The following is a 12,107-nucleotide window of genomic DNA, read 5'->3' as shown; positions in this document are numbered from 1 at the left end:
CACCGGAACACGCCGGACATGGGTCAATAGGTCGAGTGAGGACACTGTGTCAAGCCTCTTGCGGCGCAACATTTGATGGCTTCGCGGTAGCGGGAGTGTCATCGAACGATTCCGACCACTCGATCGGCTCCAGCATTTTCGCTGAAGGGGTCGAGCGTTTAGGATGCTCGCGGCGCAGACGCCGCGCCACATCACCGAGGGCATTCGCGCGGTCAATGGAATAGTGGATAAGGAGCGCCGCCGTTTCGCGCGGGTTGGCATTCTTTGTATGCTTGCGATGGGCTTCCCCACCCAGCAGAGCCTTGCGCCATCCCTCCGTGGCACTTACCGGATCGATCTGATCCAGGATGCGGGTCAAGCCTGGTTCATCGACTTCGGCGAGAACGCGGATAAACAGGGCGGCTTCATCCCAGAAAGACGGACTTTGCTGCGACAAGATCGCAGCGATGGGGGCATAGTGCGGCTCAAGGAGGGCGGCCAAAAGGCTGGGTCTAGTGCGCGCGATGCGTGCCAACATGGCTACGCCGAGCGGCCATTCACCGTGACCGTGCTTGGTAATGGAAACGGGCTTGCCCGCAGCCAAGTGACGAAACGCAACTTCGGGAGCCATCCAAGCGAGTCGAGGCGATAGATTGGCGATTTGGGCTTCATTGCGTGCAATAAATTCGCTGATGGTCGGTCGGGCAGTAGGAAGCAGCCACGCCACAGATAACAGCATGCGCGCGTCGCCGATCTCATCCTTCCAGCCGGATCCGATGGCGTTTCCGATCCTTTGCCAATCGAGCGCTTGGACCGTTGCCGCGAAGACGGTGGGGTTGACTTTCCTCAGGACATCCAAGAGACCGGCAGCTGCTTGAAATGATCGCTCGTCGCTCCGTGACAGCTTGTCCGCTAGGTGTCTCGGCTCCCAGCAGGCGCATATTCGACGTGCGGCGCGCTTCATCTTGGTCGTGGCGCGCCGCTTTCCAACGTACAGTCCAAGGGGATCGTAGACTCGCAGCGCATGCCAAAAGAGATCGTTGAGTTCTTGGAACGCGCCTTGAGGATCGTTTTGAAGCCGCACTGCGATCGAGGGGGCGAGCGCTTCGATCAGCTCGCAGCCCAATGCCTCATCGACATGGCTGATGTGCTTGGAAAGGTCTGCGACTAGGGAGAGCGAGGCCTCGGGGGGCCAAGTGGAGACCAGATGAAAGAGGTGGTTGCGATCAAGCGCAGCCAAGTAGGTGACCTTCCACGGCTCATCGCTCGTCAAGTGACTCAGGGAAATCAACTCGGCGATCTCGCAGGCATGGATTGAGGCCGCGGTGTTGATCGAATCCGCCATGATATTTGGAGAGACTCGACCCCTAATCGCTGTGCCAAGTTCTTCTTGACGATACGTGATTTGGTTCACAAGGCTGCCCAGGGCATAACAAGCGCCAATGGGCGTGGCCTCGATCCAGCCGACGATGACGTCTTGATGGTCAGCGGCACCGATCCCATCAAGTTCAAGGTAGTTCCTGGCTTCATTCAGGGCCCAGCTTGCATGGAGAATTTCAATAGGTGTAAAGGCGGCCCAGGCCCGATCGACCAGCGGACGCAGCCATTCCGACTTTATCAGGTACGACCAACGCCCATAGTTGCCAGTGCGCCGCAACTCACCTAGAAGTACCGAAAAGCCCCCCAAGGGGAGCTTTGGGTTGGCAAGCGTAGACTGCAGCAGGCGAGCTATTCGATTGATGCCTTCCGGGTCCTGGCCATCGAGAATTTGCCCGAGCAGAACGGCGGCTAGGCGTTGGTGAGGGCAGCGCAAGTCGGAACGTGTGAGCAGCAAACGTTGGGCAACCAACCAGTCAACTGCGCTCTGAAGTTCGGCATTAGCGACCTGGTCTTCTACTTGTGCTCTCAGACTGTCAAACGGACAGGACGCGTCGCGAGAGGCAAGCTGTCGGATGGCTGCAGCAGCCAATACCACGTCTGCACCGGCGGCGCGGGCAGAATCGGCCATCGATTTAGACCGTTGCCAGCCTCCACCGAGGATGAAGCAGAATTGCCATGGAAATTGCGCGGTTTCGGCTTGATTGAGGCGCCAGTCGAGAGACTCCTCGGACAACTCTGACCCTTCATTGCCGTCGGCTTTTCGGACGGCGGCAAGTGTGCGCTCGGCATCCGTACGAAGGCTGCGGGCAATGACCGCGACCGCTCTTTTGGCGTCAAGGTGAATCGTGCCTGCGGCAGTCACCTTTCCATCCGACAGCGTATGAGCACTTAGCACCCACCGGGTAGCTGAGGCAGATTCCTCCAGCGCCCGTAGCTGCGCGGGTGGCGCCAGATGGGCATCGTCAACGATGTAGAGCGTCCGTTCCGGTATCGACGCCGCGGGGGGCACACCCGCCGCCGGATCGGTAAGACGGAAGGTGCGCCAACCGCTCGCTCCCATGGCGCGCGCGGCCTGCAAGGCACATATCGATTTGCCTGCGCCGGGAACACCGGCTAACCGCGCCGTTCCAGCTTGGCGAAGCTCCTGAAGCAGGGTTTCGGCCTCTGGCAAGGTAGGGCAGGCGCCAACGTCCGCAGGCCCAAGTGGGCGTCCCATAAGGGCAGGGCCGAGATCACGCCGCGACGTGAAGGATATCTCTGCCCAGTTGGGAGCCGCGGCAGTCTTTTCGGCCAGTGCGCCTAATAGCTGTTGAATCGCACTAGATCGTTCTGGGTAGAATTCCTCGACAACCTTGGGGTGGGACGAAATCAGGCTAACGATTGACTCCCACCCGAGCACTCCCACGGCGAACTGGCCAGCCTTTACACGCCGCTCCGATACAGCCGCGACGTGTCGTTGAAGCGCCCCGTCGTTTGGAGCGGTGGTGGCAAATATCCATAGACCGAGTTGGGGTGAAAAGCGCTCCGCTTTCGCGAGTTCGGCATCGAACTCGTCAGCAGTCGCGGCGGCGCCGTAGAGCTGATCCTTTCCCTTGCACTGTACACCGAAGGTGCGACTCGGGAGTTCCTTTGGTGAACCAAAAATGTCGACTCCGTATTGCGCTTGACCCGCCCGGCCGTGCCGCTGGATGAGCGGATTCTCCCAGACTGCCGCGAATAGGGCACGCGTCAGATCTTCAAACTTGTCCCAGTTTTTCGGTGCCGGAATTTGCTGGTCGAGGAAGTGCATCGTTTTGTGAAATATCCTATGGGTCAGCTTCGCCGATGTTCAGAATCTGGATTGGCCTCAAAGTGTACTTTGGGTGCTGCACAGTCCCCTTCCTGCTTGAGGTCAGAGTGCCGAGAAGAGCCTCCTGCTCTGTGCCACTTCGGTGTTGAGCAGTGCGTGTTAGCTCAGTATATAAAGGAGGTCTACTGTCTCAACGTCGCCGCACAATTGTAGCCTTAAAGTTCACAAATCTGTGGGTTTTTACAATTTCCAGGGTTGTGTTATGGCGCGTGAATTCAGCGACGTGTTGCACACCGGATGTCCCTGGCGGTTCGCGCTGTTTCTATCCCACCCATCGGTCAAATGGCGATTAGGTCTCGGGATGCTATTGCATGTGGAAAAATCGGGCACGAGAATGGAGAGATTCTCCCTCCAACTAGTCAAAGAGGATTTCATTCCCTAGAGTACCAGCGGCAAAACACTTTGCAAAATGTCGCAGATATTGTTGGGGGCAAGCTGCTGAAGCAGATGAGTACTACCGCTCATCATCCACTGGCCAAGGTCGGTTGAGAGGAAATTCATGGTCAAGCTTTTGAGCATATTGTGCCAGCACCAGGCCTTGTAGGTGAGCTCCATCAGTTGTTCAAGGACGGTCTTGTTTTGATTCTGAAGCATTGTCAATCTCCGTAAAGTGGAAAGTAGGCGCGCGGTATGCGTTCCTGCCAAATGAAGCGGTTGCTGTTTAACCTGGCTGGCCTTCAGCTCGCTTCTTCATATATACATATAGTGTTGTTTGCTGCTCATGACGCGGAGGACTTTCAGCTCCTCGCCAATGCACGTGTGTGCTAGTATTTTTGCGGATTGTTTCTCCTATTTCATGTGGTGGGTTTTCCGGGGATCAGATTCATTCAGCCTACTGTCACGAATTGACTGACTGGCATCCATTAGTGCATGTTGCGCCGACTTGCCTTTTGCTTCCTCTGGTGGGTTTTCCATGCGGTAAAGCCCTAGGCGATGCCAATGGCGTAGTAATCTCAAGCACTGGCGCCTGCGTCAAGCTTGAACCTGGAGGTACGAACAGTCGACTGCTGCGGACGTGCGCAGGGCTTGATGCCCTGCGGCGAATGCAGTTCGTAGCTGGAAAAAAGATTGGTCAATGGGATGGGATTAAAGCGAAGTGGAAGCAAGCCAATGAAAGCGATGTACCCGGCAGGTACGATCACTGGCTTTTCATCCAATAGTGGGGGTTAAAGATACTGCGGTAAGACGATGGGAATGCCTTGCGGCGGCTTGTGCTGTAATGGCAGACTCTAATGGCGCCTTCCTCTGTCTATAGTGTGGGTTAGGCGTTGAGTTCTGTAGATTATGCGACTTCTACCGGAGCAGGCTGCTACCTGTCCTGTTACAGTACCAAAAGGTGCGAAATGCCCTTTTCCGCAATCTAGTCGTGATTACTAGACTAATCACGACGAACCGCTGGTACAGATTGAAGGAATCCAGGTGACTGGGGCAGGGACCAGGCGCAGCGGCAAGCCGGCCTCCATGGGTATGAAGCCGGCGCAGACGCCCGGCAGCGGGGAGCGAAATCTCGTTCTGGGCGTCAACTGGCTCCAATTGATGCATTCGTGAGAAGCGCTGGCGTTAATGGACTATAATGATCCTTATAAGGAAGTTGAAGGGATATCATCATGACACTCAAAATTCGCACTAGCGCACCTAGGTTCAGCTCCCCGACAGTATTGAAGGGCGACGCCCCGTTCCTCGGCGCCACCGTCCAGGAGTGGGATAAGGCCATCACAGGCAACATGGAGAAGACGCTTGCCCAAGTCAAGCGGCGGGCAATGGGAAACGGCCCTAAACGCGATGCTTCTAAGGCCACCACGTTTGATCTCGCGAGCTTTGCCGGAAAACGCTTGTCCAACGTGAAATAATTTTCCTTCTCCTTACTTGAAAACGCGGCTTCGACCGCGTTTTTTATATGTCCAACGAAAAAAAAGATAATGTGCTCGATCTGCATGTGGTTGTATTCGCCGGTCCGAACGGGTCCGGGAAGACTTCGCTGATCGACGAAATCAAGCAGACAGGTCTGGAGACCGTCAGGGGTGTCTATCCTCTACCTGCTTACTTCATCAACCCCGACCAGGTGGCCAAGGACCTGCAGGGTGACTTCCCGAACCAGAACGCCAGGGACGAAGCGGCCCAGAGCGCTGCCATGCGTATCCGCGCAGAAGCGACCGAGAGCAAACTGCCATTCGCCTTTGAGACTGTCATGTCCCACCCGTCGCGTATTAGCGAAATGCTGATGCTCAAGGAACAAGACTACCGTCTGTTCCTGACCTTCATCACCACCGACGACCCGGAAAAGAACGTTGCCCGGGTGACGCTGCGTTATGTAACTGGCACGACCACGGGGCACTACGTCGCGCCCGAAAAAGTGCGGGAGCGCTACCACCGCACACTCGCCCTGCTTCCGCGCGCGGCCGAGATTGCCGATGCCGTCTACATCTACGACAACTCCGTCGATTACGAGAAGCCCAAGCTGCAGGCGGTCATCGAGCGCGACGGACAGTTCTCTGTTTCGCCCGATGCGAAGGATTGGGTACTCCAGCGCCTGGTTTATCCCCTGCAGCAGCGCGAACAGGAACTGGACCAGTTGATCGCTGATCTCGATAAGGTCGGATATCAGGTTGCAGTCGTAGACGAGCTGAACGGCACCTACAAGGGCGAGATACTTGCGGCGACCACCTACTTCCTAGCCCAGATGGATGACGCGACCAAGCAGGCCGTGATCCATGACCGGCTCATGCTCGACACGGCTTCCAAAGGGACTGGCAACGAGCCCCCCACGTACGCGCAGCGGGAAAACCTCGCGGTCCACTATTCGCCGTCGAACGCGCCCCGGGTGGAGAATCACGGCTTGGGCCCGAAATAGGCTTCCGCTCGTGCGTTTGGGCGCCTACGGAAAAGCCGGAATGACTGACTGCTTTGCAATACCGCATCACGATTTCATTGGTGATGTATTGGCCGTGCCGCTACCGAAATTTCTGCAAAAAGTGTCGATTCCCCTTGGATGCGCTTGCGCGCCATTTCCGCATAGGCCGGGTTCAATTCGATGCCGATGCAGTCGCGCTGCAGGCGATCAGCGACAAGACCGGTGGTGCCGGCGCCGAAGAATGGATCCAGCACCGTGCCGCCAGGCGGGCAGCCTGCGCGGATACAGTTCTCCGGCAATTCCGGCGGGAACGTGGCGAAGTGGGCCTCGGCAAACGAATGCGTGGCCATGGTCCAGACGCTGCGCTTGTTGCGCATATCTGGGCGGGCGCCGGGATCCTCGCGGAAGCCGGCGCCGCCGGCCGTACGCGCGGTCGTGTGCAAGCCCAATTCATCGCGCCCCTCGTCCTTGCTGCATGCCATGACGCGGCCACGTTGACGCGCATTGGCATCGGTGCCATGACCAAACCCGACGCCGCGTGCTGTGCGCTTCTGCGGTTTCTGGCCCGGCACGTCGTAATCCTTGGTGCCGAAGCTGTTTCTCCGATGGTCCACGGCGCCGGCGGCCGGCTCCTTGATGGCCTCAGCATCGTAGAAGTACTTCTCGCTCTTGCTAAGCAGGAAGATGTACTCGTGGCTCTTGGTGCAACGGTCTCGCACGGATTCGGGCATCGGGTTCGGCTTGCTCCAGACGATGTCCTGGCGCACCCACCAGCCAGCGTCTTGCAACGCGATGGCCAGGCGGTGAGGCATCATGACAAGATCCTTAGGCTTCAGGCCCTGCTGCGGCATGCGGTTTGGCTGTGTGAGCGTGCCGGTGCCGCGGGTGCCGACACCGTACCCGCGCTTTTCATCATGACTTCCGCGAGCCCCCCGCCATGCTTGGCCTTGCGCCCCGCCACCTGGGTGATTGCCGACGCGCCCAGTGGCGGTCGCGTAGCTGTCGCCCATATTGATCCAGCAGGTGCCGTCAGCGCGCAACACGCGGCGCGCCTCGTTGAAAACGTCGACCATCACAGCGATAAATTCCGCCGGCGTGGCTTCCAAGCCGATTTGGCCGTCAACGCCGTAGTCGCGCAAACCCCAATATGGCGGGCTGGTGACGATGCAGTGCACAGATTCGGCCGGCAGCGCGCGCAGCTGCTCCCGCACGTCACCGATAAGAATTTTGATCGTCATGGCGCGCGCTCGTCATTAATTGAAGTCGGTTAGTTCCTGCGTAAAATATATGGAACGTATATTGGCCAAAACCAAGCGTAAAAAATTCTGAGCCAGAGGCGCTCCCAGAACTTCAAGCTGCTCATTTCGTTTGCAGACGGAATTTTGACTAGGTGTTGCACCACGAAGCCGACAATGAGGTAAAGCAGTCCAATCCAGAGCATAAAAATCGAGCGGTGGCTGAACCACAACCAGCCATATAGAAGATTGGCATTGAGTACTATGATCACTAACGTTTTGATCGGAGAGCCGAACTTATATGCGTCTCGCTGCGCACCCTTGGCCGGCGCTTGGAGGGCGCGCTCAATCATTTGTTCCGGTGTCAAATTTTTACGCTCCTTAATGATGGGCCACCACCATTTCAAGAAAAAGTGGGCGCCAATGGCACAAATCAGAAAAAGTAGGATCAGGCTGGGGATATCCATTGGTATTCCTTTCATTCTTTAAGGCGCTGGAACAGGTTTAAACACCGAGAATCTGCTGGATACGAGCGCTAATTTTCTGGCGTGTATTGCTGCTGGACGCTATTGGGTCGGTGGGATCCACACAAAACTCAGCAGAAACGTCGCTGCCAGTACCATTTTTTGAAAACTTGAATTCGAGCCACATTGCTCGCGATCCTCCAGCCACGTCGTACGCAACCGTTTGAGCCAAATGGTAGAAAGCGCCACCCTGTTTCTCGTGTTTGTACCCTTGATCGACCAGATAAGTTCTATCGACTAATTTTCGATAAATCGCAATTTGCTCCGGTGACTTGAATCCGAAGCGCGACATCGCTCGCCCATAGAGAGTATCCACATCGAGCTTGCTTTTCTGATTAGGAAGTACGGTGCAGCCTTCTTCTTTGAAAGAAATAGCACCCGATGTATAAATTGGCCCTGTAGTACGATCACTCAGTCCTGGTGGTTTGGCCACATTAGTATCAATTTTTAGCAGGCCATTCAGCGTGGGATCAAAATTCGCGCAGCCCGAGTATATTGTCGCGATTACACCTGCGAACAGTACATTGATGATTTTCATGATAATTCCTCGAAAAGGGCCGGCACGCTGGCCCCTGTTAATCAGGAACAGACCTATGCTTGCTGCTCATAGAAATCGGTATCGTCAAATGGTGCAGGTTCGTCCATGGTGCTTGGCGCGCTTCGAGTGCGAGACTCAGCAAACTGGACCGAATTAACTCGCGTAGGAGACAAGAAAACAGCGCTTGCTATGACCGAGAACGCGGTGACAGCATTGCCTGCTTCATCATGGGCTTCAAACTGCGTAAGGCGCCCTTCAACCTTAACGCGCGTCCCTTTACGCAGCAGTCGTGCGCAGTTTTCAGCCGTATGCTCATATGTAGTTACTGGTAGCCATATTCCCCCACTTTGCGTATAAGAACCGTCGCCCGCCTTTTCGTATTCATCAAAAAACACGCGCATTTCTGCCGCCTTCATCGGCTTACCTTTTTTCGCGACGATGTTTTTAATGGAAGGTGCATCAGCTAAATTACCGACCCCTTGAAATGTGTTTGGCATTACAACCTCCGAGTAAATATGGCGCCACATGTTTCCACAAAAGGCTCGGCGCGTCTGCCTATTATGGATTTGAATGGAATAAATGCATCGGCATTCGTTTACGTTTTATCGTCGGATTTGATCCTCGAAATGCCGTAAAACCGAGCGATTATGTTTTTCCTGGCTGTTTAGAGAGGCGGCCGTTTCATTGACCGTCTGATACCACTGAACAAGATCTGGTGGAAGCGGTGACAGGAACTCCTCAAGCTCGTCCCATGCGATGTGGCTAGTATTGGTTGTTCCGGCGCGTCTCCACCGAAGGGACAGTTGACCAGTGGTTCCTCGAGTGTGGATCGCCAGGTAGAAGCGTTTTGCCTTAATTGATCTGGTCGCAGCAGCGAGCCGTCGCATATCTTGATGGACCTGGTCAACAGCTGTTTGTGCCTTGAGCAGGCGACGGCGGTCCCCCCTACCCTTAAAGGCTTTTCGGTCTACATGGTGTTGACCGGAAAAACCGGAAGCAATAGTGCCCGCTGTTGACGATGGATTGGCAGCGTCGAGATCGAGGCCATTAAGGGACATCGTTGGCAACGAGGGCAACCGCACCGGTCGGAAGGGAAAACTGTTGACTCGTGCACTTGTGGATTCCCGACCCAGTTGTTCAACTTGAGAAGGAAGATTGTCGCAGTCCATATTACCTCCTGAAGATATCAGCAGCCCTATTGCAGCCGCCTAAAGTAATTTGTCGATTGCCGCAGCCTCAATTTCGCTCCCTGCCTGCTTTTCCATCTCCGAGCTAACGTGCGCCAGTATGGCTTTTTCGTTTGGCGCCAAATTCAACCGTCTACGGCTATGGCGTGGCTGAATTTTTCCGCTGTACACATCCGGGGGAATATGGCCCAATAGTTGAGTCACGTCCGTCTGGCGTCTTGCCGCATCACCGGATGCATTTGGGACAAAATCGGCTCGGCATAAGTCGCGCAGCTCTGGACGCATCAAAAATCGTTCAAAGCGGGCCGTCTCGATGAACGCCGCCCGTATTGCTCGTGTTAGTTCGCGGATGCTTTGTCGGCCTTGATCATCGGTGAGTTGGTCTTTTCGTACCAGCGTTTTTACAGTTCGAATGTAGTAGTCAAAATGCGCGACGAGATCGCTGATTGCATAGCCGTATGGGCTTTTGAAACCCAGTAGAAGCACCTTTGGTTCGGCTGAACACAAAATAGAATATTGCAGACCTCGGGATCGCTGCGCTTCCAGTTTTTGATGTAGTCGTTTAACTTCTCGATCCAATCGACGGGTGATGTCTTGCATTAGCTCTTCGTGCCGTAATAGTGCCCAATCAGCATAGGGATTATCAGCACCGGATAATAGCCATAGACATTTCAGGGCGGCGGCAACTCGTTTTCCGCCCACGATTTGCGCAAACTTCCCATTTGGATCTTTGGCCCGGCCCATAAAGAGGCGAAACGCTTCTTTTGTGTGCAGTTGCATCGTGTCTTGGTCCTCATTGATTAGAGATCCTAGACTTCGCAAATGTGCTGCTTCTTGTATTGAGACTATCTTTTCTGCACCGGCTCTATTTTCATACTCTTCCTGCATGACGTTAAATTCTAAGAGGCGCTCTTCGTACATCATTAGTCTTTTGAACCGTGGATCATTTTCGTTAGGTGTGTCGGATTCCAGAAGATCACGCAATGCCTCTCGTTCTTTAGATATGGAATAACCATCAGAAAATGGTGAGTCTTCTTCAGTTTCAAATACCACTTCGGTTGTGGTCGCAAACGGAGACGGTATAGAAGAATAGATATCTGCTATTGAAACGAGACGTTTTGAAGCGTCATTGCCCTCTGGTGCAGAGCCGTCCTGAATATTCGTCGCCATTTTAGTCCCCTATGAATGGAATATGCTTTATGAAATATTCGAAGTCGTTCTCTTGGAAAGGTTAACTACTTTATGCACACAGCTACCACCCTCCCATTTGGTTCCTTGTTGAGGGAACTGCTCGTTTTTCTTCGCAGTTCCTTGATTCGTAAATGGTTCAAACTCATTAATAACGAGCCACAAGGTCGCCAGGGTATGAGATGAATAAATTTTATGAAGTAAAACAATTTGCTCCCGTACCGGAGAGTTTTGATTAGCTTTAACAATTTTGTCCCAGCTATCATGTATATCTTCGCGTTCATAAGGACTTGGCATAGGAGGTCTACCTAAGCGCTGTTCAGAGAGGAGAAGTTGCTTAGCTGCCTTTGCCTCTTTGCTACTCATCTTGAACATTTTGCATATCATCGAAACAGAAGCCCCATGGCGTACAAAATACTCTTTCAAATGGCGAACACGCCGCTCATCTGCGGCTTGCGCGAAAGCATGGGATAGTTGTTTTTCGTTTAAAGTTACCTCCATGGTGACATTATGAAAATGTGACGCCCGTAAGGCATCTCGCGACGAAAGGTTGCGCAGGTTTTCAACCCATTCGGCGTCGATTCCTTGGCTTAACAGGGAGGCAGAATCGTTGTCTGCTTGATCGAGCAGAGATTCGATAATTAGCGCGCGGATTGCAGAATCTTTAATATTGAGCTTGATCATTTTTCGCCTCTTGCAGTTGGGAAGTTGGCGAAATTGACGTAGCGATGCGAACCAAATGTTAAGTTTGGTTCGATTTTGAGGAAATGAGTAATCTTTGCACCGCTGGATCGAAAGCCGGTGGAGAAATAGGGAAATGCTACAGGGCGAGGAGGAGGTCTCGTAGCGCAGAGGCTGTTTGCGCGGGAACTCGCACCAATATTTTGCGATCTGGAAAAATTAACCGAGCCCGGCCTTAATATCGCAGGCGCGAAATTACTGAAGGGTTTGCTTTGGTTTGTCATGATAACTCCTCAAGTTCACTGAACATGAGGAGTTGGCCATGTAGAAACTACACTTTCATTCCCAAAATGGATGAGTCCGCATTTTGTATTAACGCAATTTTGTATTCAACCTTCCACCGACCAACCCCGCAAAGTAAATTTAGCACAAAAATAGAGATGTCAACATATTTTTCAACCGTCTGCCTTATGAGCTGTCGCAAGCAAGTTAATAAACGCTAACCAAATTTCATTTAAAAAAATTATTGAATGCAATTAAATATTGTTTTGATAACTTCCGAAGCATAAGCAGCAGTACCCGGACGAAGGCGCCGGCGGCGCCGGCAGCAGCTGCAGCGTTGACGGTAGGGCGCGACACCGTGCCGGTGGCACCGTGCCGCGCTGCGGCCGGCGGGCAGGAACAGGGGAGGGACT

At 54.0% G+C, this 12,107-nt stretch carries 13 protein-coding genes; 2 read left to right on the top strand and 11 right to left on the bottom strand.

The window, feature by feature from the left end:
* Positions 1-49 precede the first annotated feature (49 nt).
* Both CSQ92_RS27675 and CSQ92_RS27670 read right to left on the bottom strand, forming a co-directional pair.
* Complete coding sequence (locus CSQ92_RS27675) at positions 50-3,148, bottom strand: hypothetical protein (RefSeq protein WP_099395957.1); 3,099 nt, start codon at positions 3,146-3,148, stop codon at positions 50-52.
* A 438-nt stretch (positions 3,149-3,586) separates the two neighbouring features.
* Positions 3,587-3,802 carry a hypothetical protein gene (locus CSQ92_RS27670; RefSeq protein WP_099395956.1) on the bottom strand — a complete coding sequence of 72 codons (216 nt, stop codon included), beginning with the start codon at positions 3,800-3,802 and terminating at the stop codon, positions 3,587-3,589.
* 1,013 nt (positions 3,803-4,815) lie between these two features.
* On the opposite strand from CSQ92_RS27670, the gene CSQ92_RS27665 reads away from it, so the two are divergent.
* Positions 4,816-5,058: a hypothetical protein gene (locus tag CSQ92_RS27665; RefSeq protein ID WP_099395955.1), complete on the top strand. Its 243-nt coding sequence runs from the start codon at positions 4,816-4,818 to the stop codon at positions 5,056-5,058.
* A gap of 47 nt (positions 5,059-5,105) precedes the next feature.
* The gene (locus CSQ92_RS27660; RefSeq protein ID WP_099395954.1) at positions 5,106-6,059 is read left to right on the top strand and encodes a zeta toxin family protein; all 954 of its coding nucleotides are present in this window, start codon (positions 5,106-5,108) and stop codon (positions 6,057-6,059) included.
* A 74-nt stretch (positions 6,060-6,133) separates the two neighbouring features.
* Here the strand turns inward: CSQ92_RS27660 and CSQ92_RS27655 are convergent, their stop codons facing one another.
* The 9 genes from CSQ92_RS27655 to CSQ92_RS29245 form a co-directional block, all read right to left on the bottom strand.
* Positions 6,134-7,297, bottom strand: coding sequence for a DNA-methyltransferase (locus CSQ92_RS27655; protein ID WP_099395953.1), 1,164 nt, complete (start codon positions 7,295-7,297; stop codon positions 6,134-6,136).
* A 29-nt stretch (positions 7,298-7,326) separates the two neighbouring features.
* Complete coding sequence (locus tag CSQ92_RS27650; RefSeq protein WP_099395952.1) at positions 7,327-7,761, bottom strand: hypothetical protein; 435 nt, start codon at positions 7,759-7,761, stop codon at positions 7,327-7,329.
* Positions 7,762-7,798: 37 nt separating this feature from the next.
* Positions 7,799-8,356, bottom strand: a complete 558-nt coding sequence (locus CSQ92_RS28930; RefSeq protein WP_143450448.1) for a hypothetical protein — start codon at positions 8,354-8,356, stop codon at positions 7,799-7,801.
* Positions 8,357-8,409: 53 nt separating this feature from the next.
* Positions 8,410-8,853: a single-stranded DNA-binding protein gene (locus CSQ92_RS27645; protein ID WP_180277131.1), complete on the bottom strand. Its 444-nt coding sequence runs from the start codon at positions 8,851-8,853 to the stop codon at positions 8,410-8,412.
* Positions 8,854-8,958: 105 nt separating this feature from the next.
* Positions 8,959-9,525, bottom strand: coding sequence for a hypothetical protein (locus CSQ92_RS28925; protein ID WP_143450447.1), 567 nt, complete (start codon positions 9,523-9,525; stop codon positions 8,959-8,961).
* Positions 9,526-9,564: 39 nt separating this feature from the next.
* Positions 9,565-10,713: a PFL_4669 family integrating conjugative element protein gene (locus tag CSQ92_RS27640; protein ID WP_099395950.1), complete on the bottom strand. Its 1,149-nt coding sequence runs from the start codon at positions 10,711-10,713 to the stop codon at positions 9,565-9,567.
* 27 nt (positions 10,714-10,740) lie between these two features.
* Positions 10,741-11,415, bottom strand: coding sequence for an STY4526/YPO1902 family pathogenicity island replication protein (locus CSQ92_RS27635; RefSeq protein ID WP_099395949.1), 675 nt, complete (start codon positions 11,413-11,415; stop codon positions 10,741-10,743).
* A complete protein-coding gene (locus CSQ92_RS28920) occupies positions 11,412-11,696 on the bottom strand; it encodes a hypothetical protein (RefSeq protein ID WP_143450446.1) in 285 nt (94 codons plus the stop codon). The genes CSQ92_RS27635 and CSQ92_RS28920 overlap by 4 nt, the downstream gene beginning before the upstream one ends.
* A gap of 226 nt (positions 11,697-11,922) precedes the next feature.
* A partial coding sequence (locus CSQ92_RS29245; protein ID WP_218964098.1) for a hypothetical protein occupies positions 11,923-12,107 on the bottom strand: 185 nt, incomplete at its 5' end.

Source organism: Janthinobacterium sp. BJB446 (genome assembly GCF_002735655.1).
Classification (GTDB): domain Bacteria; phylum Pseudomonadota; class Gammaproteobacteria; order Burkholderiales; family Burkholderiaceae_D; genus Janthinobacterium; species Janthinobacterium lividum.
Note: the sequence above shows the minus strand (reverse complement) of the source record. Positions and strands in the feature narration are given on the sequence as shown.